An 18,871-nucleotide genomic window follows, 5' to 3' on the forward strand; every position below is an offset into this window, starting at 1 on the left:
AGGTCCTCGGTCGACCATGGGTTCGATGGGGAGGGGCACAGTCTGACCCACGAACGCCCCCTTCGTGACGCCGACTGTGACATCTCACAATCCCTTTCCCCGCGAAGCCCTCGGGTGCGGGGCACGATGGAGCGGCGTACCCTGCCGGCATCGGTCCCCTGCACCGCAAGCGCGTTCACGTCGCGGCAATGGCGCGGCATTGCGGGGGAAACCCCGCTGCCGCACGCTGGACGCATGGAACGGGGACAGGTCGTGCGCCGGCTCCACGGTCCCGCCCCGGACACGGAGGGCGGATCGCAGGGCGTCCCTCTGGTCCACCGGGACATTCACGGCTACCGGCGCGCGTTCCGGCTGGGCGGCAGCGGGCCCCCGCTGCTGCTGGTCCACGGCCTCGGCGACTCGTCGGCCACGTGGGCGCACATCCTGCCCCGGCTGGGGCGCCGGCACACGGTCATCGCGCCCGACCTGCTGGGCCACGGCGACAGCGAGCAGCCCCGCGCCGACTACGCGGTGGCGGCCTACGCGTGCGGCATGCGGGATCTGCTGGGCGTGCTGGACGTCGACCGGGTGTCGGTCGTGGGGCACTCGCTCGGGGCCGGCGTCGCGATGCAGTTCGCCTACCAGTTCCCGGAGAGGTGCGAACGCCTGGTGATCGTGGGCGGTGGCGGCCTGGGCCCTGAGGTGCACCCGCTGCTGCGGCTGGCGGCCGGGCCGGGTTCCGAGGTGACGCTGCCACTGGCCACCTCGCCGCCCGTGCGCAACGCGCTGCGGCTGCTCGCACCGCTGCTGCGGGCCACCGGCGGGCTCGGGCTGGGCCGTCACGACTTCGACTACGTCCTGGAGCGCTACCTCATGCTGGACAGCTCCATGGCGCGTCAGGCATTCCTTCGCACCCTCCGTGCGGGCGTCGACGTGCGGGGACAGGTCATCACGATGATGGACCGCAGCTATCTCACGGCGGGTCTGCCGACCCTCATCATGTGGGGCGAGCACGACGGGGTGATCCCGGTGCGCCATGCCCTGCGGGCGCACACGGCGATGCCGGGCAGCCGACTGGAACTGTTCGAGGACGCGGGGCACTTCCCGCACCATGACGCGCCAGAGCGCTTCGTCGACGTACTGGAGGACTTCCTCGCCACCACCACGCCGCAGGAGTACGACCCGGTGCTCTGGCGCCGGCTGCTGCGGCGCGGACGGGTGGACGTGCCGCTCTATCAGGAGGTCGAGCCGCCACACCCCTCCAGCGGGTCCTGAGGCCGTCCGCCGCCGTCCGGGGCAGGATGGGGGCATGGGACACAGGATGACCGAGGAAGAGTGGCGGGCCTTCGTCTCCGCCGGGACGCGTGCGGGGAAGCTGGCGACGACGCGGGCGGACGGCACGCCGCATGTGGCGCCCGTCTGGTTCCTGCTGGACGGCGACGACATCGTGTTCAACACGGGCAAGGCGACGGTCAAGGGCCGCAACATCACGCGCGACGGCCGGGTCGCCCTGTGCGTGGACGATGACCGGCCGCCGTTCGCGTACGTGGTGCTGCAGGGACGGGCGGAGGTGAGCGAGGAACCCGGTCCCCTGCGGGAGTGGGCCACCCGGCTCGCCGCCCGCTACATGGGCGAGGACGTCGCCGAGGCGTTCGGGGCGCGCAATGGGGTGCCCGGTGAACTCCTCGTGCGGGTGCGGATCGACAAGGTGCTCGCCGAGTCCGGTGTGGCGGACTGAGCCCCGCGCGCCCGCCGCCCGTCCGGGTCAGCGGATCGGCTTGCCGCCGTTGGCCTTCTTGCCGTTGGCGCCCATGGCCCACCAGGTGCCGCCCACGCCGTGGCCGTTGGTGTCGCCGGGCTTGGTGTCACCGGCGAACCAGTAGACGGGCCAGCAGTTGTACGACAGCTGCTTGGTGCCGTCCGGCCGGGTGTAGGTGCTGACGAGCTTGGGGTTGAGGCCGGCGGCCTCGGCCTGCGCCTTGGTGACGGGCTTGGCGGCCGGCCACTTCTTGAGGCACTCGCCGGTGCAGTTGGACACCATCGGCCAGTCGGTGTCCTTGTCGAAGCGGTACAGCGTGCGGCCCTTGGAGTCGACGAGGATGTCGCCCAGCTTGGCGTCGTTGACGACGGAGAGGATGGGCCACTTCTTGTCGGAGACGGCGTCCGCGCTGCCGCTGTCGGAGCTGTCGTCCGTACCACCGGTGTATCCGTCACCGCTGTCCGAGGAGGGGTCGGCCGAGGCCTCGCTGTCGTACCCGTAGCCGCCCAGGGAGGAACCGGAGCCCGGCTGCGCGGTGGCCGACTGGGCCGCGTTCTGCTGCTGGGCCGCCGGCGCCACGCTGCTGGCCTGGTCGTAGCCGTTCGACCCGCCGCAGGCGGTGACGAGGAGGAGGGCAGCGGCCGTTCCGGCGACTGCGGCACCGATCCGCTTGTGCATCTGGACTCCTTGAGCGGTAGGGGCGTCGGGGCCCGTGCGCCCCGTCTGGCCACCTGTACGCACCCGGTTCGGCCCTCTCTCAATGCGCTGTGAATTCCTTCATCGGCGGTGCCGTTCTGCTAGGGTGCCCCGCTTCGCCACCGAGGGTCAGCGCACCGACTCCAGAAGGCGTGCCGCGTGCATCCGCCCTGCGTGCTCGACGAGGGCGATCAGCACCTCCTTGCCCGATGCACGGTCCCGTGCGTCGCACAGGACGACCGGTGTGCCGTCCTGCAGGTCGAGGGCGCGCGCGATGTCCTCCGGGCGGTGCTCCAGCGCGCCGGGGAAGAGGTTGACGGCGACGGCGAACGGGATCTTCCGGTGCTCGAAGAAGTCCACGGCCGGGAAGCAGTCCTCCAGGCGGCGGGTGTCGGCGAGAACGACCGCGCCGAGCGCCCCTTGTGACAGTTCGTCCCACAGGAACCAGAAGCGGTCCTGACCGGGGGTGCCGAACAGATAGAGCGACAGACCCGCCCTGATGGTGATGCGGCCGAAGTCCATCGCCACGGTGGTGGTGGACTTCCGCTCGACTCCCATGGTGTCGTCCACATGGCGCCCGGCTTCGGTCAGCTCCTCCTCGGTGCGCAGCGGCCGGATCTCGCTCACCGCGCCCACCATGGTGGTCTTGCCCACCCCGAAGCCTCCCGCGATGAGGATCTTCAGGGCCATGACCGATGTCTCAGAGTGCCCGGAGTCCATTGATCACCTCTCGCAGGATGCGCTCGTCGGGTAGGTGCGCCGGCGGTACGGGAGTGCTCACCCGTACGCTGCCGAGCGTCAGGAGGTCGCCGAGGAGGACGCGTACGACGCCCAACGGCAGGTCGGCGTCGGCCGCCAGTTCCGCGACCGACAGAGGCTCGTCACGGCACAGCGTGAGCAGCACGTTGTGCTCGGGTTCGAGTGCGGGATCGTCCGCGGCACCGGGTTCGGCAAGCACCAGGGCGATCAGGTCCAGGGCGGCGACCGCCGTGCCGGGCCGGGTGCGGCCGCCGGTCATGGCATACGGACGCACCAGGGGGCCGGCCGCGTCGTCGTACCAGTGGCCTTCCGGCCCGCGCGGGTACCCGCCGTCCATCACCTGTGCGCCGGTCAGCCGGCGGCCGGGCCGGTGGCGCCGAGGCGCGGCGGGGTGTGCAGGTGCTCACCCACGCGCTTGACGAGGCGGGCCATCTCGTAGGCGATCATGCCGACGTCGGCGCCCGCCCCGGTGAACACGGCGAGGCACGATCCCTCGCCCGCGGCGGCCACGAAGAGGAAACCCTGGTCGAGTTCGACCATGGTCTGCCGGACCTGGCCGGCCGCGAAATGGCGTCCGGCACCCTTGGCGAGACTGTGGAAGCCCGAGGCGACGGCCGCCAGGTGCTCGGCGTCCTCCCGGGTCAGCCCACGCGAGGAACCCACGGCCAGGCCGTCGCCCGACAGCACCACGGCGTGGCGGACATGGGCCACCCGGTCGGTCAGGTCGTCCAGCAGCCAGTCCAGTTCACCGGACCGGTTCGATGCGTCGATCATCCATGGTCTCCTTCGCGGGGTGCCGGGTCCGTGGTGCGGGCACGGTCCTGCCCGCCGTCCTCGCGTGTCGTGTCCGGTCCGTCCGGGTGGCCCGGTCCTCCGGGGGCGGGACGGGCGCCGCCGGCCGCCGGGGCGGGCCGCAGGGGGCGCGGGCCAGTGGGTTCCCCGTCGGCGGCGTCACGGGCTCCGGCTCCGCCGCCGCGGATCCAGCCCCGGCGGAAGGCGGCCATCGTCGAACGCGCCTGCTCCGCCGTCCGCTCGGGGACGTCGTGCCCCGCGTCCCGCGGCCCGGGGGTGCGTTCGGGTGCCCGAGGCTCCAGGAGCTGCGGGGCGAGGCTCGCGCGGCGCACACGGCGCGGGAGTCCGCCGTCGGCGGCGGGCGCGGCCCCAGGGGCGCCGACGGCCGCGGCAACGGGTGCTCCGCCGCGGGCCGGGGCGGGCACGGGCGCCGCCGCGGGCTCCGGCAGGCGGACGGGCCGGGGCGCGGAGGGGCGCGGCAGCCCGTCGCCGTCGCCGCGCGGGGAGGCCCCCGCCGGGGGCGGGACCTCCGCGGACCCCTGGCGGGGTCCGTGCGGGCCGGACGCCGCGCCCCCCGTCCCGGCACCCCGTGGGGGTCGGGCTTCGGGTGCCCTCATGTCCAGCAGGGCGGTGGGCAGCAGGACGACGGCGGTGGTGCCGCCGTACGGGGAGGAGCGCAAGGACACCCGGACGTCGTGCCGCCGGGCGAGCCGGCTGACGACGAACAGGCCGAGCCGGTCGCTGTCGAACAGATCGAGCGCCTGGGTCTGCGCGATGCGCCGGTTGGCCTCGGACATCGCTTCCTTGCCCATGCCGAGGCCGCGGTCCTCGATCTCCAGGGCGTAGCCGTTGCCGACCTGTTCGCCGTAGACGCGCACCTTGGTGTGCGGCGGGGAGAACTGGGTGGCGTTCTCGACGAGTTCGGCGATCAGATGGGTGAGGTCGGCGACGGCGGAACCGACGACCGCCGCAAGGGGGAGCCGGCGGACCTCGACCCGGGCGTAGTCCTCGACCTCCGCGACGGCGGCGCGCACCACGTTGGTGAGGGGTACCGGCTTGCTCCAGGCGCGGCCGGGAGCGGAGCCGGAGAGGATGATCAGGCCCTCGGCGTGCCGGCGCATACGAGTGGTGAGGTGGTCGAGCCTGAACAGGTCCTCCAGCTCGCCCGGGTCCTCGGTGCGCCGTTCCATGCTGTCGAGCAGCGCCAGCTGACGGTGCACCAGGACCTGGCTGCGGCGGGCGAGGTTGACGAAGACGCCGGAGACCCCGTTGACCAGCTCGGCGCGCTCCGCGGCGGCGCGCAGCGCGGCGCGCTGCACGGTGGCCAGGGCCTCGGCGACCTGGCCGATCTCGTCGGCGCCGTGCCTGCCGAGGGGTGCCTCCTTGCCGAGGTCGATCTCCTCGCCGGCGCGGAGCCGTCGCATGGCGCGCGGCAGTTTGCGGCGGGCGAGTTCGAGCGCGGTGTTGCGCAGGCCGATCAGTTCGACGACGAGGCCGCGGCCGATCCGCACGGAGATGAAGAGGGAGGCGACGACGCCGAGGAGGCCCAGCAGGACGGCGATGCCCGACGTGCTCAACAGGCTCTGTGTGACGGTCCGGTCGGCGGGCGCGGTGACCGTGGCGACCTGCCCCAGCCCGGACAGCACCTGTGCTGCCGTCCGGTCCCAGGAATCGGGACGCACGCCGTCCGCCGCCGTTTTGCCGGGCCCGGCGTCGAGGGCGGCGTCCTCCATGGCCTCGAGGTCCCGGTACGCGGTGGAGCGCACCAGCCGCTCCCAGGAGGTGCGGCCGTCGCCTCCGAGGTCGGCGGCGGAGCCCGCGAGCAGGACGCGGCGGGCGACGACGGCGCCGCTCAGGTCGCGGTAGCGGTCCGTGGGAAGGTCGCGGGTGAGGGCGGCCGCGGCGAGCAGGGCGTCCTCACGGGACAGCTGTTCCGCGGCGCGGCCGATCTCCAGGGCGGCGCGTTCCCCGCGGGAGGTGGCAAGGGCACCGCCGATCGCGAAGCCGTCGGTGACGGCGTCGGTGTAGGACCGGTACGTCTGCCGCCAGTCGGCCGTTCCCCGGGTGATGCCGGGGCGGAGTCTGCGCAGGCGCTCCAGGTCGCCGACGAAGGTGCGGACCCGCACGGCCGCGGTGCCCGGCAGGCCGGTGCCGTCGGCGACGGTGTGGCCGCCGCCCAGCTGGAGCAGGGCGGCGGCGCGGTCCGTGGCCGTGGCGCGCCTGCTCAGTTCGGCGGCGGCCCCGGCGGTGGGCCGGGCCAGGTAGCGGGTGGCGGCGCGGCGTTCGGCCTGCAGGGCGCTCACGGTGTCGGCGACCGGCTCGCGGATCGTTTCTGCAATGCGTTGTGCACGCAGCCGCCCGGAGACGTCCTGGGCCGTGGTGACGGCGGCGAAGGCCCACAGCGCCATCAGGGAGACGACGGGCACCATGAGGAGGGACACGATCTTCGCGCGCACGCTCCTCGGCCGCAGACTCAGCCGGCCCTGCGTCCCGTCGCCCCGTACGCCGTCGGCCGCGCGAAGGGTCTCCTCGTCCGCGGGCAGCCCGGCGTGCGCTCTGCGGCCCCGTGGCGGCGTCACAGGGCACCCTCGCCGACGCGCTGGGCGGTCGCGGAGGCGATGCGTTCCCTAGCCGTCGGGGAGAGCGCGACGAAGGCCGAGGTCAGGAAGAGGTAGGAGCCGAGACCGACGATGAGGGGAAAGAGGAACGCGGTCGCGCCGAAGCCGGGCAGCACCTCCACCGAGGGCCGGACCCGGACGTGGACGGCGAGCATCCCGGTGTAGTGCATGCTGCTGACCGCTGCGCCCATCACCAGGGACGCGCCGGCGACGACCACGGGACGGTGGATGGTGAGCGCGGCCCACAGGGCGGCGGTCGCGGCGGCCCAGGCGATGACGACCGACAGCGCCACGAGCCACGGTTCGTAGGACACCGCGCCGTGCAGGCGTACGGCGGCCATGCCCAGGTAGTGCATGCTGGCCACGCCGAGGCCCGTGGTGAGGCCGCCGACCGCGAGGGCGCGGAAGCGGCCGCCGCCGTAGCCGACGGCGAAGACGCCGAGGCCGACGACCACCATCGCGACGGCCAGGCTGAGGACGGTCAGGGGGACGTTGTAGCGGATCTCGGTGCCGGTGACGCGGAAGCCGAGCATGGCGACGAAGTGCATCGTCCAGATGCCGGTGCCGAGGGCACTCGCGGCGGTGAGCAGCCAGTTGCGCCGGGAGCGGCCGGTCGCGGCCAGGGCCCGTACGGTGCAGCGCAGTCCGAGCGCCGCGCCGACGCACGCCATGGCGTACGAGAGCAGCGGGGTCAGCCAGCCGAAGGCGGCGTGGTCGATGTGTCCCATGGCCCCGGGACGCTAGTGCGGGGGTGGTCGCACGCTCGGGCCATGACGGAACCCTGTCTTATTTGACAACGCGCTTACCGGATGGGGTTCCCGGGCGATCGCGTGCGGCCCGAACCTGCACAAGGGAAGCGTGTTTCAGCCACCGCGCGGCGCGTACATGATGATCCCCACGCCCACCAGGCACACCAGGGCGCCCGCCACGTCGTAGCGATCGGGCCGGAAGCCGTCCGCCACCATCCCCCACGCGAGCGAGCCCGCGATGAACACCCCGCCATAGGCGGCGAGGACGCGGCCGAACTCGGCGTCCGGCTGCAGCGTGGCGACGCACCCGTACAGCCCCAGGGCGATGACGCCGGCCCCGATCCACGCCCATCCGCGGTGCTCGCGCAGCCCCTGCCAGACCAGCCAGGCGCCGCCGATCTCCAGCAGCGCGGCGAGCAGGAACAAGGCGACGGAACGGAACGGGATCATGCGACCATGATGCCCCGCGTCCCGTGCGCACCGGGGCGCGCCCCGAACCGGAGGTGGACCGTCGTGCACACCGACCCCGCGCAGATCCGCGCGTTCTTCGCCGCCCGCGCCGCCGACTGGGAGACCCGCTACCCCGACGACGCCCCCGTCTACCGGGCCGGTGTGGCCGAACTGGGCCTGCGGGAGGGCCAGGCGGTCCTCGACGCGGGATGCGGCACGGGCCGGGCACTGCCCTTCCTGCGCGCGGCCGTGGGGGCCGCCGGGACGGTCGTGGGCGCCGACCTGACGCCCGAGATGCTCGCCGCCGCGGCGCGGGCCGGGCGCCGGGAGCACGGCGCCCTGCTGCTGGCCGACTGCGCCCGGCTGCCGCTGCGCGACGCCACCCTGGACGCCGTCTTCGCCGCGGGACTGATCGGGCACCTGCCCGACCCGCGCGCCTGCCTGCGGGAGCTGGCCCGGGTCACCAGGCCCGGCGGCCGGCTGGCCCTCTTCCACCCCATCGGCCGGGCGGCGCTGGCCGCCCGGCAGGGCCGTGAGCTCACCCCGGACGACCTGCGCGCCGAGCCCAACCTGGGGCCGCTGCTGGAGTCCTCGGGGTGGACCATGACCTCCTACACCGACACCGATGACCGGTTCCTGGCGTTGGCGTCGGCGAAGGCGTAGGCCCTGTCGAGCCACCTCGTCGACCCGGCCCCGCAGAGAGCGGTGTCGCGCCGCCCGCTCGCGTTCCCGCAGGAGCCCGAGCTTCTGCCACGACGGCGACCGCCCGCCGCGGGCCGAGGAACCGGACGATCCTTCCCGGCGCGGCGTCCTGACGCTCGCCCGGGCCGCGACGCGGGCGCGGCCGGGCCGGTGGCGCACCATCCTGGACGCCTTGGGGTGCTGTCCCCGGCCGGTCCGGCCGGGGGCAGGTACGCGCGGTAGCCTGCGGACGTCCGACCGAGGAGAAGTGCGAGGCCGCCCGTGACCCGAGAGCTCTACAACGTCCGGCTGGTGCCCCGCGAGGGGGACCCGACACCGCTCACGGACGAGGAGGAGCGGCGCGCGCGGGCCACGCTCTTCAACGACCTCGGCCGCGCCGTCTCCGACCGCGGCTGGGTGCGCTTCCCCGCGTACTCGCCCGAGGAGCGCCGGCGGCTGGTCGACGTCGCCGGACGGCTGAGCGCCCACTGGGGCATGGAGGTCGGCGTGGTGGCCGAGGACCACTGCTCCATGCGGCTCTTCCTCCCCGGCCACGGCCCGCGGGAGTCCGAGGCCACGCCCGCCGTGGAGGGCCGGACCTGACGGCCCGGGCCTCCTGGGGCGGCGGGGGTCTCAGCCTTCGGGGAGGCCCAGCAGCGACCGGGCGACCGCCCGCGGCGGGACACCGCGCTCCTGGGCGAGCACCACGACGGCACGCCGGGCGAGTTCACTGATCCCGAACATCAGCGCCTCCGGAGTCACGCGCGCCGAAGCGGCCTCGAGCGCCTCCTCGTCCCCTTCGACGGAGGCCGCGACATGGGCGGCGGCCGCCTCGAACAGGTTGCGCTCGCGCGATGCCCGGCGTGACGGCTCCGGCACGGGCGGCGGGGGCTTCGCGGACCTCCCCGGCGGCCGCGCCGAGCCGAACCTCCGGAGCCAGGTGGACATCCGCATCACCCCTCTCCCCCAAGGGCGTTCCCGCCCGCGGGCAGCGGGAACCGCGAGGGTGGGGTCGCCGCTGTCCGCGGTCGGCACGAGGGGCGCCGTCTCCGCTGGGTTCCCGGCCGGCGGCGGGCGCGTGCTCGACGAGCAGGCGGACGTCACGCGGGGTGGGATGGGCGCTGCCGGTGACGCAGTGTCCCCCCGAGGACCGGGCTCCGAGGCCGGCCGAGATCGGCACGAGATCGGCGACGAGGGCGCGGCCACCGGGAACGGCGGGATCCGTCACGCGGACGAGGACGAGGACGACACGGTGGCAGGGTGCCGTCGGGCCGGTGGGCGTGTCCGATGCGGGCGGTCCACACGAATGCGCGGCCGTCGAAGCGGAGCCGACGGTGCCGCTTCCGCGCGGGCGGACGCCCTGGTGGGCGCGGGAGTTGACCATGACGCCGGAGTGGAAGCGGGCGATCCGGCCGCCGAACGGTTTTCCACAGGGCGCGGTCCCGGTCTCGACGCGGGTGTTACCCGGTGGTTAGGGTGCGCCCACCACTGCGAATCCACCGGAGAGGGGATGCCCGTGTCCGCGACGGACGACGACGCGCTGTTCGTGCTCACGGCGGCGATGCTGACGCCAGCGCAGTTCCCGAGCGTCCTGGCCGACGACTATCCGGCGGCGTGCGCCGAACTCGGGCTGGAAGCGCTGGACGACGGCTACGGCCTCGTCTTCGGCCAGGACGGGACGGGCGCCCGCTGGACGGTGGCCATCAGCGACACGGCGTTGGTGGCGTGCGCCCTCGCCGCGTGGGACTGCGGGCTGGAGTACGACCTCTCCCCCGATGAGCGCTCCGTCGTCGCCGCGCTGCCCGGCTGGCCGCTGCCGGTCGCGGTGGCCGCGCCGGGTGTCCCCGATCCGCACGATCCCCCGGAGGCGGAGAGCGGCCGGCCGCTCTCGCCGCCGGACACCGGGACGTGGGGGCCTGCTCAGCGGCGCCTGGGCGCCGACGAGATAGCCCTCCGGTGGCGGATCTGGCGGGAACAGCTCGACCGTGGCGACGAGTCGGACGCCTCGGAGGACGACCGCAGCACGGAAGGGGCCGACGGCGCCGGCCACGCCGGAGACTCCGGTGGCCCGGACACGCCCGCGGAAGCCGGCGCATCGGACGGGGTGGTGCGGGAACCCGCGGGGAAGGAGCCCGGAGAGCGATCCCAGGAGCCGTCCGGGGAGGGGCCCGACGAAGGAGCCGGCTCCGCGGACGGCGCCACCGGCGGCACCCATCCCGGGGTGCGGCGCGCGCTAGAGGCGGCCCAGGAGTACGTGCGTACGCCACCGCCGCCCGGCCGCATACGCTCGACCGCCGCCGGCGAGGGCGTACGCACCCTGCGCGTGGACGGCAAGGACTGGAGCCTGGTGGCCCGCACCGACGACATCGCCTTCGTGCTGCTCGACGAGGAGCCCGGCGAGGTGCTGCCGGTCGGCCGGGGGCCGGAGCTACCGGGTCTGCTGGAGGCCCTGGACAAGCTGGCCGTACGGCCCGCCTGAGCCTGCACCGCGTTCGGTTCAGGCGCCCCGGCCGTCCGCCCGGACCTTGTCGTCGACCTTGCGCGCGGCGATCAGGACCGGGTCCCACACCGGCGAGAACGGCGGGGCGTAGCCCAGGTCGAGCGCGGTCATCTGTTCCGCGGTCATGCCCGCGGTGAGCGCCACCGCGCCGATGTCCACACGCTTGCCCGCACCCTCGCGGCCGACGATCTGCAGCCCGAGCAGCCGTCCGGTCTGCCGCTCGGCGATGGCCTTGACCGTCATCGGGGCGGCGCCGGGGTAGTAGCCGGCCCTGCTGGTGGACTCGATGACCGCGGTGACGTACTGCAGGCCCGCGGCCCGTGCCTGGGACTCCTTCAGTCCGGTACGGGCGATCTCCAGGTCGCAGACCTTGCTGACGGCCGTGCCCACCACGCCCGGGAAGGTGGCGTAGCCGCCGCCGATGTTGGTGCCGATGACCCGGCCCTGCTTGTTGGCGTGGGTGCCCAGCGGGATGTGCTGCATCCCGCCGGAGACCAGGTTGAGGACCTCCACGCAGTCCCCGCCCGCCCAGATCGCCTCCTCGCCGCGCACGCGCATCGCGCGGTCGGTGAGCAGCCCGCCGTGCGCACCGGTCGGCAGCCCCGCGTCGCGGGCGAGTCCGGTGTTGGGCGCGACGCCGAGACCGAGGACGACCACGTCCGCGGGGTACTCGCCCCTGTCGGTGGCCACCGCGCGGACCCGGCCGTCAGTCCCGGTGAGCACCTCGCGCACCGGGGCTCCGGTGACGACGGTGATGCCGAGGCCCTCCATGGCCTCCCGCACGAGCCGGCCCATGTCCGGGTCGAGGGTCGCCATGGGCTGCTCGGAGCGTTCGACGAGGGTGACCTTAAGGCCGTGCCGCAGCATGGCCTCGGCCATCTCCACGCCGATGTAGCCGCCGCCGACCACGACGGCGTTCCGCAGCGGCCTCCGTTCGAGGGCGTCGATGATGTCCTCGCCGTCGTCGAGGATCTGCACCCCGTACACGCCCTCCGCTTCGATCCCGGGGATCGGGGGGCGCTTGGGCACGGCGCCGGTGGCGATGACGAGCTGGTCGTACCCCGTCCATTCCTCCGCCCCGCCGAGGACGTCGCGGGTGCGCACCCGGCCGCGGTCCCGGTCGATCTCGACGACCTCGGTGCCGAGCCGCACGTCGATGTCGTGGGCACGGTGCTTCTCGGGTGTGCGGGCGATCAGCCTGTCGGGGCCGGTGGCGTCCCCGGCGATCCAGTACGGGATCCCGCAGGCCGAGTAGGAGGTGCGGCGCCCGCGTTCGAAGGCGACGACCTCCAGTTCGTCCGGCCCCTTCCGCCTGCGCGCCTGCGACGCCGCCGACATCCCCGCGGCGTCCCCACCGATGACCACCAGCCGTTCCCTCATGCCCCGCAGCGTAAGCGCCGCCCCGGTGTCCCGCGCGATCACCCCGTTGCCGCAGACTGGGCGCCATGGACCTGCAGATCACCGCGACCTCCCCGGACCATCCGGCGACCCTCCTCGACCTGCCGTGGAACGTGCCGCTGGAGGAGTGGCCGGAGGAGTACCTGGTGGCTCTGCCGCGCGGCATCTCGCGGCACGTCGTCCGCTTCGCGCTGGCCGGCGACGAGGTCGTGGCGGTCAAGGAGGTCGGCGAGTGGGCGGCCGTCCGCGAGTACGGACTGCTGCGGGACCTGGACCGCATGGGCATACCCGCGGTCGACGCCCTCGCCGTCGTCACCGGGCGCACCGACGACCGCGGAGAGCCGCTGGAGCCGGTGCTGATCACCCGCCACCTGGGCGGTTCGCAGCCGTACCGCTCGATGTTCGAGACGACCATGCGCCCGGGAACGGTCAACCGGCTCCTGGACGCACTGGCCGTGCTGCTGGTCCGGCTGCATCTCGCGGGTTTCGCCTGGGGCGACTGCTCGCTGTCGAACACCCTCTTCCGCCGTGACGCGGGCGCGTACGCCGCCTACCTGGTGGACGCCGAGACCGGGCAGATCCAGCCCAAGCTCTCGCGCGGCCAGCGGGAGTACGACATCGAGGTGGCCCGGGTGAACATCGCGGGCGAGCTGATGGACCTGGAGGCGGGCGGCTCGCTGCACCCGTCGGTGGACCCGGTCACCTTCGGGCAGGCGATCGCGGACCGCTACGAGGAGCTGTGGCACGAGCTCACCCGCGAGTCGGTGTACCCGGTGGCCAAGCGGCACTACATCGACCGGCGCATCCGGCGGCTGAACGACCTCGGCTTCGACGTCGCGGAGATGCAGATCCAGAAGTCGCCCGACGGCGACGACGTCACCTTCCTGCCCAAGGTCGTGGACGCCGGGCACCACCAGCGCCAGCTGCTCCGCCTCACAGGCCTGGACGCCGAGGAGAACCAGGCCCGCAGCCTCCTCAACGACCTCGAGACGTGGATGGCCTCCCAGGAGGACTACGCCCCCGGCGACCCGCTGGGCGCCCGCCCCGAGGTGCTGGCCCACCGGTGGGTTCGCGACGTCTTCCGGCCGACGGTCCGCGCTGTGCCGCGCGAGCTGCGCGGCTCGCTGGACACCGCGCAGATCTACCACGAGCTGCTGGAGCACCGCTGGCTCATGTCGGAACGGGCCCAGCGCGACGTGGGGCTGGACGCGGCGGTCGAGGACTACATCCGCAACGTCCTCCTGGCGTCGCCGCAGGGGCCCGCCGTTCCCCTGCCGCCCGACTAGGCGCTGTTCACCCGCACCGTGGACGCCGGGGAGGCCGTGGCGGTCGCGGCACTCGTCGCGGCGCCGGCAATGGCCCGCGGCACTCGACCGCCTTCGTGCGGTGCCCGCCGCACCGCCGCGGGCCATGCCGCTCTTCGGGATCGAGCCGTGGCGCAGGGCGGCAAGGTCACGGCCCCCGCCGCCCTGCGTACGGCCAGAGCGGTCAGCGGCGGGTGAACACCGGCTCCCACGCCTGGCCGGGCCTCGGCGTCCGGGAGGTGGTCAGCGGCTTCAGGTGCTTGCCGTCGATGTCGACCACGACCAGGCGCTGACAGAACTGGCCCTCGGAGCAGCCCTTGCGGTACGTCTCCCAGGCGAGGACACGGTGGTTGTCCGCCCAGGCGAGCAGTTCCTCCGTCATCTGGGTGCCGGCGGTCTTGCCTGTTCTGACGTCGAGCACCTTCGTGGGCCGAAGGGGCATCACGGGATCGCCGGTCAGCCGTCCGTCCGGCGACAGGCCGAGCCCGAAGAGCCTCGGGGACTCGCCCGCGGGTCCGGGACGCTGCCGTCCCCGGGCATCATAGAACCTGACGATCCGTCTCTTCTCTGCGTCCCTCAACATGATCAGGCTGCCGTCATGCGTCCACTGGGCGTCCTCGGTCCGGTCGGCGAACGGCGACTCGTGCGCCCCCTTCGACACCGGGTAGCTGCGCCAGGCCGACGTGCCGCCCGCCAGTCGGACGACGTAGTAGCCGGTGCGTTCGATGCCCCAGAACCTCCCGCGCAATGTCCAATAGAACGGGACATCCGAACCTCCCGGATCTGTTGACTTCCAGTTCTCCCCCTCCGCTGTCCTCTTGGCCACGTACGTGGTCACGGCGAGCTTGTCGCCCTGCGGCGACCAGGACAAACCGCCCGCACCATGGCCGAGGCCGATCCAGCGGGTGACCTTTCCGGTGCTCATGTCGACCAGGCCGACCCGCTTGGCGGGAAGCGGGCCTTCGAGTACGGCGGCGGTCTTCAGGCCAGGGGCGACGTCGATGTAGGCCCAGGGGGTCTTCTCGTACCGGCCGGTGCTGGTGTTGAGCAGATACCAGGTCCGCACGATCGGGTTCACGGAGTCGTGTTCGGAGCCCCAGCCCAGCGTGTAGTACGCGGACAGCGCGGTGTCCCCGGCGGCCACCTGGTGGAGCGGCGGGGTGTGGTTCAGATCGGTCACTATGTCGGCGTCGCTGAGGCGCGAGGGCAGCTTGCGTTCGGCACCGTCCGAATCCAGTGCCGACACCAGGAGCGCGGCGACGAGCACCGCCGCCGTCGCCATGGCGACGGCCGCCACCTTGCGGACGCGGCGCGCGCGCCGTACGCGCAGGACCTGTTCGGCGAAGTCGCCGGGCACGCGGGCACCTTCCACGGCGGACATCTCGTGGAGCGTCTCCCGCACCACCTGTTCCACGTTCATCGGGACACCTCCACCGCGGTGAGGCCGGAGCCGAGGGCCGGCCGGGTCAGTTCGGGCGCGATCTTGCACAGCCGTTCCAGGGACCGATGTGTCGTACTGCGCACGGTGCCCACCGAGCAGCCGAGCAGCCGGGCCACATCGGCCTCCGGCAGGTCCTCGAAGTACCGCAGGACCAGCACCGTTCGCTGGCGCCGGCTGAGGCGGGCGAGCGCGCCGCGTACGACGAGCCGCAGGTCGGCGGCGCCGGTGGCGTCCGCGGCCACGCCGTCCGGCGGGACGGGGACCGTGGTCTCGCGCCGTCGCCGGCGCAGCCGCCACCGGCTGATCTGCTGCCGGTACAGCACCTGCCGGACATAGGCCTCCGGCTCCTCGATGAGACGCCACCGGCCCGCGGCCTTGACGAGCGCGTTCTGCAGCAGGTCCTCCGCCTCACGCAGGTCCCCCGCGCTCAGCAGCACCGCGAGCTTCATCAGAGCGGACGACCGGAGCGTCACGAATTCTCTGAACTTTTCTTGCCCTAGGGCGTCCATCGTCACCTTCCGTGTCGATCGGATCGATCGGCACCCCCTATGACGCCTCTGGCAGCCCGGCACTATGCCGGGTGGACGGAGAACGAACAGACCGCGTTGGCGTCTATCTGCGGCGGCGTGCGAGAGGGGAGTCGTCGTCACGGCCGCAGCCGGACGGGGCCGCCGCACGGGCTCGCGGGAGGACCCTGGGGGCGGGTCGAGGAAGAGCCGACGTCCGGAACACTGCCCGGGTCCCGGCCGTAGTCTCGACGGGTGACCGAACGGAGTTCGTTGAGGGGCGTCTTCGACGAGGACGCCGAGCTGTACGACCGGGTCCGCCCGGGGTATCCCGGCGTGGTCTTCGACGATCTGGCCACGGTCGCGGGCCTGGGCCCCGGCGCGCGCGTGCTGGAGATCGGCTGCGGTACCGGGCAGGCCACCATGCCGCTCGCGGAGCGCGGCTTCCGCGTCACGGCCGTCGAGTTGGGCCCGTCGATGGCGGCGGTCGCCCGGCGCCGGCTGGCCGGGTTCCCGGGGGTCGAGGTGGTCGTCTCCGCGTTCGAGGACTGGCCGCTCCCTGACGAGCCGTTCGACGCCGTCGTCTCGGCCACGGCGTTCCATTGGATCGACCCCGCCGTGGCGGTCGTCAAGTCCGCCGACGCGCTGCGCCCCGGCGGGGTGCTGGCCGTCATCGGCACCCATCATGTGGACGGCGGCACCCGGGCGTTCTTCGCGGACGTGCAGGAGTGCTACGAGCGTTTCGACCCGGCGACGCCGCCGGGCCTGCGGCCGCGCGCGGCGGCCCAGGTGCCCGCCGACAGCGGGGAGACGGACCGCTCCGGGCGCTTCGGGCCGGCCGTCTTTCACCGCTATGAACGCGAACTGCCGTACACCACCGCCGAGTACCTCGACCTGCTGCTCAGCTACTCCAATCATCGCGCCCTGCCCGCGGCCCGGCGGGAAGCCCTGCTGGCCTGCATCCGGGCACTGGCCGACGGCCGGTACGGCGGTCGCGTCGTCAAGCGGTACCTGACGGAACTGCGGATCACCCGGCGGCGCTGACCGGCGGCCGGAGCCATCGGGACGGCCCTCATCCGGGGAACGGCCGCCTCAGGAGGACGAGCAGCGCCGCCTCCGCCACGTCGGGGTCGGGGTGCCCGCGCAGGGCGTCCGGTTCGGCGGGCCACGGAGCCGCCCACTCGGCGGACCGGCCGCCGTGGCCGACGAGGCGCGCCGCGCCGCGAGGAGCCCGGCCGTGGCGCCGGGACGCCCGGCCAGGGCGCGGGCGACCTCCAGGAGGGCCTTCAGGAAGTCCGGTGCGCCGTCCTGGGCGTAGTACCGCTCCTCGGCCTCCAGGGCGCCCGGATGGCGTTCGGCGAGCCGCAGGCAGTGGTCCCAGCGGGTCAGTCCGGCGTCGCCCTCGCACACCGCGGCCATGCCCGCGTCGAAGGCGACGCGGGTGGCGGCTCGCGGCAGCCCCGCGCGCTCCAGGGCGTCCGCGAACGCGTCGTGGACGGCCGGGGGACGGACCGGGTGGCCGGTGGCCAGGCGATCGAGGATGCGGAGCTCCCGTTGCTCGACGAGGGTGCCGAGCGCGCCCCGCAGCTCGCCGAGCGCGGCGTAGGACCGGGCGAGGGCGGTGAACCGCCCTTCCCGCGGCGATGCGCTCCTCGTACGGGCGTGCCGGGTCGGCGAGCGCTGCCGCCGGCGCGGCCGCGACGACCTCGTCGGCGCCGTGCGCGCCGCCAGTGCTGCCCAGGGTCGCGCAGACCTCGGTCACGACCGCCTCCGCGTCACCTTCACGCGTGACGTACAGTCAGGGGCCGCCGCACCGGGCGGCGCAGGGTGATCGCTCCCGTACCGGGCGGCCTCCGCAAGCGAATTACGCTTCCGCCCCGTCGGGTCCGCGGGTCGCCGAGATCGTCAGTCGTACGTAGTCCACGACCGGCTCCGGCAGGCGCTCGGCGACGGCGCGGACGAAGGCCTCGTGATCCTCGGCGGGAAGGCGTTCCAGCCGGCCGCCGAGAACGACGACGGCCAGGTAGGAGAGCAGTTGCGGGCCCGGCTCGAGACGGGCGGGGTCGGGCGTGAGGGCGACCTCGACTTCGGTGAACCCGGCTTCCCGCAGGCGCCGTTCGGTCTCCTGGACGCCCGCGAAGTTCCAGTCGGCGGGCTGCGGGCCGAGGACCTCGTCCGCGGCGGCCGAGACACCGGCGATGTTACCCCGTCCGCCGCATTCGGCGACGAGGCGTCCGCCGGGACGCAGAACGCGTGCGACGCCGCGGAAGAGCGCGGCGTGGTCGGGGATCCAGTGGAAGGTGGCGACGCTGGTGACGGCGTCCACCTTGCCCGTCACGGGGAGCGGACGGGTGATGTCGGCGTGCACGACCTCCACCCGGTCCAGGCGCCCGGCGAGGCGCCCGCGGAGCCGCTCCAGCATGCGCAGCGAGCCGTCGACGGCGACGACACGGCCGTACGGGAGCAGGCCGAGCAGCGCCTCCGTGTCGCGTCCGGTGCCGCAGCCCAGGTCGAGCACGCGCTCGTCGCCGCGCAGCGCGAGGCGGTCGAGGATCCTGCGGCCCCACTGCGCGTGGGGCAGCGGCAGGCTGTCGTATGTGGTGGCGTCCCATTCCCGCGTCATGACCTCCACGCTAGCCACGGGAGTCCATTAACTGATACCCATATCTCACATAGTGATCAACGGGAGAGCCGTGGACGACAGCGGAGGAACGCGCATGACGGCGATCGAGGTACGGCCCGTGGGATGGGTGACCGGCGGCCGCGCGCCGGTCGAGGACGACGACTGGGGCGGCGTCGAGGCGGCGATCCGGCTGGACGGGGAGCGCTTCGGGCCCGAGGCGCTGTACGGCCTGGACACCTTCTCCCATCTGGAGGTGGTCTTCCACTTCGACCGGGTCCCCGAGGAGCGGGTGGAGACCGGCGCGCGCCATCCGCGCGGCAACGAGCGATGGCCGCTGATCGGCATCTTCGCCCAGCGCGGCAAGAACCGGCCCAATCGTCTGGGGGTGTCCCGCTGCAAGATCTTGCGGGTCGAGGGACTGGACGTCCACGTCGCCGGGCTGGACGCGGTCGATGGCACGCCCGTGCTCGACCTCAAGCCGTGGATGGCCGAGTTCGGACCGCGTGACGCGGCCTTCCAGCCCTCATGGGCCACCGAGTTGATGCGTGACTACTACTGAGCGTCCCCGCGCGGGACCCCTTTACCACCCTGTCATGTCCCAGTAATCTCATGAAGC

At 73.6% G+C, this 18,871-nt stretch carries 21 protein-coding genes; 8 read left to right on the forward strand and 13 right to left on the reverse strand.

The window, feature by feature from the left end; genetic code table 11:
- The first annotated feature begins 234 nt into the window (after window positions 1–234).
- Window positions 235–1,254 carry an alpha/beta fold hydrolase gene (locus ACFW3D_RS23645; RefSeq protein WP_500506728.1) on the forward strand — a complete coding sequence of 340 codons (1,020 nt, stop codon included), beginning with the start codon at window positions 235–237 and terminating at the stop codon, window positions 1,252–1,254.
- 34 nt (window positions 1,255–1,288) lie between these two features.
- Window positions 1,289–1,717: a PPOX class F420-dependent oxidoreductase gene (locus ACFW3D_RS23650; RefSeq protein WP_500506730.1), complete on the forward strand. Its 429-nt coding sequence runs from the start codon at window positions 1,289–1,291 to the stop codon at window positions 1,715–1,717.
- Window positions 1,718–1,744: 27 nt separating this feature from the next.
- Here the strand turns inward: ACFW3D_RS23650 and ACFW3D_RS23655 are convergent, their stop codons facing one another.
- From ACFW3D_RS23655 to ACFW3D_RS23685, 7 genes are all read right to left on the reverse strand, one after another.
- Window positions 1,745–2,416, reverse strand: coding sequence for a hypothetical protein (locus tag ACFW3D_RS23655; protein ID WP_500506732.1), 672 nt, complete (start codon window positions 2,414–2,416; stop codon window positions 1,745–1,747).
- 147 nt (window positions 2,417–2,563) lie between these two features.
- Entirely contained in the window at window positions 2,564–3,154 is a 591-nt protein-coding gene (locus ACFW3D_RS23660; protein WP_500506734.1) for a GTP-binding protein, read from the reverse strand.
- Window positions 3,135–3,530 (reverse strand): DUF742 domain-containing protein, encoded by a 396-nt coding sequence (locus ACFW3D_RS23665; protein ID WP_500506736.1) that lies wholly within the window; start codon window positions 3,528–3,530, stop codon window positions 3,135–3,137. Before ACFW3D_RS23665 ends, ACFW3D_RS23660 begins: the two co-directional genes overlap by 20 nt.
- A gap of 14 nt (window positions 3,531–3,544) precedes the next feature.
- Entirely contained in the window at window positions 3,545–3,967 is a 423-nt protein-coding gene (locus ACFW3D_RS23670) for a roadblock/LC7 domain-containing protein (RefSeq protein ID WP_500506738.1), read from the reverse strand.
- Window positions 3,964–6,441, reverse strand: coding sequence for a sensor histidine kinase (locus tag ACFW3D_RS23675; protein WP_500506790.1), 2,478 nt, complete (start codon window positions 6,439–6,441; stop codon window positions 3,964–3,966). Before ACFW3D_RS23675 ends, ACFW3D_RS23670 begins: the two co-directional genes overlap by 4 nt.
- Before the next feature lie 119 nt (window positions 6,442–6,560).
- Window positions 6,561–7,331, reverse strand: coding sequence for an MHYT domain-containing protein (locus ACFW3D_RS23680; protein WP_500506740.1), 771 nt, complete (start codon window positions 7,329–7,331; stop codon window positions 6,561–6,563).
- Between the two features lie 135 nt (window positions 7,332–7,466).
- Complete coding sequence (locus ACFW3D_RS23685) at window positions 7,467–7,802, reverse strand: YnfA family protein (protein ID WP_500506742.1); 336 nt, start codon at window positions 7,800–7,802, stop codon at window positions 7,467–7,469.
- A gap of 6 nt (window positions 7,803–7,808) precedes the next feature.
- On the opposite strand from ACFW3D_RS23685, the gene ACFW3D_RS23690 reads away from it, so the two are divergent.
- Together ACFW3D_RS23690 and ACFW3D_RS23695 are read left to right on the forward strand one after the other, a co-directional pair.
- Window positions 7,809–8,465 carry a class I SAM-dependent methyltransferase gene (locus ACFW3D_RS23690; protein WP_500506744.1) on the forward strand — a complete coding sequence of 219 codons (657 nt, stop codon included), beginning with the start codon at window positions 7,809–7,811 and terminating at the stop codon, window positions 8,463–8,465.
- Between the two features lie 300 nt (window positions 8,466–8,765).
- Window positions 8,766–9,086, forward strand: coding sequence for a hypothetical protein (locus ACFW3D_RS23695; RefSeq protein ID WP_500506746.1), 321 nt, complete (start codon window positions 8,766–8,768; stop codon window positions 9,084–9,086).
- Window positions 9,087–9,116: 30 nt separating this feature from the next.
- Here the strand turns inward: ACFW3D_RS23695 and ACFW3D_RS23700 are convergent, their stop codons facing one another.
- Entirely contained in the window at window positions 9,117–9,437 is a 321-nt protein-coding gene (locus tag ACFW3D_RS23700) for a hypothetical protein (protein ID WP_500506748.1), read from the reverse strand.
- Window positions 9,438–9,993: 556 nt separating this feature from the next.
- Here ACFW3D_RS23700 and ACFW3D_RS23705 point away from each other — a divergent pair.
- Window positions 9,994–10,962 carry a hypothetical protein gene (locus ACFW3D_RS23705; RefSeq protein ID WP_500506750.1) on the forward strand — a complete coding sequence of 323 codons (969 nt, stop codon included), beginning with the start codon at window positions 9,994–9,996 and terminating at the stop codon, window positions 10,960–10,962.
- A gap of 18 nt (window positions 10,963–10,980) precedes the next feature.
- Here ACFW3D_RS23705 and ACFW3D_RS23710 read toward each other — a convergent pair whose 3' ends face one another.
- The gene (locus tag ACFW3D_RS23710; RefSeq protein ID WP_500506752.1) at window positions 10,981–12,363 is read right to left on the reverse strand and encodes an FAD-dependent oxidoreductase; all 1,383 of its coding nucleotides are present in this window, start codon (window positions 12,361–12,363) and stop codon (window positions 10,981–10,983) included.
- A gap of 65 nt (window positions 12,364–12,428) precedes the next feature.
- Between ACFW3D_RS23710 and ACFW3D_RS23715 the strand changes: the two genes are divergently transcribed.
- Complete coding sequence (locus ACFW3D_RS23715; RefSeq protein WP_500506754.1) at window positions 12,429–13,667, forward strand: DUF4032 domain-containing protein; 1,239 nt, start codon at window positions 12,429–12,431, stop codon at window positions 13,665–13,667.
- A 202-nt stretch (window positions 13,668–13,869) separates the two neighbouring features.
- Here the strand turns inward: ACFW3D_RS23715 and ACFW3D_RS23720 are convergent, their stop codons facing one another.
- Window positions 13,870–15,105 (reverse strand): hypothetical protein, encoded by a 1,236-nt coding sequence (locus ACFW3D_RS23720; protein WP_500506756.1) that lies wholly within the window; start codon window positions 15,103–15,105, stop codon window positions 13,870–13,872.
- Window positions 15,102–15,635 carry a SigE family RNA polymerase sigma factor gene (locus ACFW3D_RS23725; protein WP_500506758.1) on the reverse strand — a complete coding sequence of 178 codons (534 nt, stop codon included), beginning with the start codon at window positions 15,633–15,635 and terminating at the stop codon, window positions 15,102–15,104. Before ACFW3D_RS23725 ends, ACFW3D_RS23720 begins: the two co-directional genes overlap by 4 nt.
- 252 nt (window positions 15,636–15,887) lie before the next feature.
- Here ACFW3D_RS23725 and ACFW3D_RS23730 point away from each other — a divergent pair, with 252 nt between their 5' ends.
- Window positions 15,888–16,676, forward strand: a complete 789-nt coding sequence (locus tag ACFW3D_RS23730; RefSeq protein WP_500506760.1) for a class I SAM-dependent methyltransferase — start codon at window positions 15,888–15,890, stop codon at window positions 16,674–16,676.
- Window positions 16,677–16,724: 48 nt separating this feature from the next.
- On the opposite strand, the gene ACFW3D_RS23735 is transcribed toward ACFW3D_RS23730, so the two are convergent.
- Window positions 16,725–17,051, reverse strand: coding sequence for a hypothetical protein (locus ACFW3D_RS23735; protein ID WP_500506762.1), 327 nt, complete (start codon window positions 17,049–17,051; stop codon window positions 16,725–16,727).
- A 445-nt stretch (window positions 17,052–17,496) separates the two neighbouring features.
- On the reverse strand, window positions 17,497–18,255 hold the full coding sequence (locus ACFW3D_RS23740) for a class I SAM-dependent methyltransferase (protein ID WP_500506764.1): 759 nt from the start codon (window positions 18,253–18,255) through the stop codon (window positions 17,497–17,499).
- 94 nt (window positions 18,256–18,349) lie between these two features.
- Between ACFW3D_RS23740 and ACFW3D_RS23745 the strand changes: the two genes are divergently transcribed.
- Window positions 18,350–18,814: an SAM-dependent methyltransferase gene (locus ACFW3D_RS23745; protein WP_500506766.1), complete on the forward strand. Its 465-nt coding sequence runs from the start codon at window positions 18,350–18,352 to the stop codon at window positions 18,812–18,814.
- The last annotated feature ends 57 nt before the right edge of the window (window positions 18,815–18,871 follow it).

The sequence above is a fragment of the Streptomyces sp. NPDC058864 genome (assembly GCF_042742985.1).
Classification (GTDB): domain Bacteria; phylum Actinomycetota; class Actinomycetes; order Streptomycetales; family Streptomycetaceae; genus Actinacidiphila.

Coding starts and splice junctions, on each gene's coding strand:
- ACFW3D_RS23645 (WP_500506728.1), top strand. CDS start 235: ATGGAACGGGGACAGGTCGTGCGCCGGCTCCACGGTCCCGCCCCGGAC.
- ACFW3D_RS23650 (WP_500506730.1), top strand. CDS start 1,289: ATGGGACACAGGATGACCGAGGAAGAGTGGCGGGCCTTCGTCTCCGCC.
- ACFW3D_RS23655 (WP_500506732.1), bottom strand. CDS start 2,416: ATGCACAAGCGGATCGGTGCCGCAGTCGCCGGAACGGCCGCTGCCCTC.
- ACFW3D_RS23660 (WP_500506734.1), bottom strand. CDS start 3,154: ATGGACTCCGGGCACTCTGAGACATCGGTCATGGCCCTGAAGATCCTC.
- ACFW3D_RS23665 (WP_500506736.1), bottom strand. CDS start 3,530: ATGGACGGCGGGTACCCGCGCGGGCCGGAAGGCCACTGGTACGACGAC.
- ACFW3D_RS23670 (WP_500506738.1), bottom strand. CDS start 3,967: ATGATCGACGCATCGAACCGGTCCGGTGAACTGGACTGGCTGCTGGAC.
- ACFW3D_RS23680 (WP_500506740.1), bottom strand. CDS start 7,331: ATGGGACACATCGACCACGCCGCCTTCGGCTGGCTGACCCCGCTGCTC.
- ACFW3D_RS23685 (WP_500506742.1), bottom strand. CDS start 7,802: ATGATCCCGTTCCGTTCCGTCGCCTTGTTCCTGCTCGCCGCGCTGCTG.
- ACFW3D_RS23690 (WP_500506744.1), top strand. CDS start 7,809: ATGATGCCCCGCGTCCCGTGCGCACCGGGGCGCGCCCCGAACCGGAGG.
- ACFW3D_RS23700 (WP_500506748.1), bottom strand. CDS start 9,437: ATGCGGATGTCCACCTGGCTCCGGAGGTTCGGCTCGGCGCGGCCGCCG.
- ACFW3D_RS23705 (WP_500506750.1), top strand. CDS start 9,994: ATGCCCGTGTCCGCGACGGACGACGACGCGCTGTTCGTGCTCACGGCG.
- ACFW3D_RS23710 (WP_500506752.1), bottom strand. CDS start 12,363: ATGAGGGAACGGCTGGTGGTCATCGGTGGGGACGCCGCGGGGATGTCG.
- ACFW3D_RS23715 (WP_500506754.1), top strand. CDS start 12,429: ATGGACCTGCAGATCACCGCGACCTCCCCGGACCATCCGGCGACCCTC.
- ACFW3D_RS23720 (WP_500506756.1), bottom strand. CDS start 15,105: ATGAACGTGGAACAGGTGGTGCGGGAGACGCTCCACGAGATGTCCGCC.
- ACFW3D_RS23725 (WP_500506758.1), bottom strand. CDS start 15,635: ATGGACGCCCTAGGGCAAGAAAAGTTCAGAGAATTCGTGACGCTCCGG.
- ACFW3D_RS23735 (WP_500506762.1), bottom strand. CDS start 17,051: ATGGCCGCGGTGTGCGAGGGCGACGCCGGACTGACCCGCTGGGACCAC.
- ACFW3D_RS23740 (WP_500506764.1), bottom strand. CDS start 18,255: ATGACGCGGGAATGGGACGCCACCACATACGACAGCCTGCCGCTGCCC.
- ACFW3D_RS23745 (WP_500506766.1), top strand. CDS start 18,350: ATGACGGCGATCGAGGTACGGCCCGTGGGATGGGTGACCGGCGGCCGC.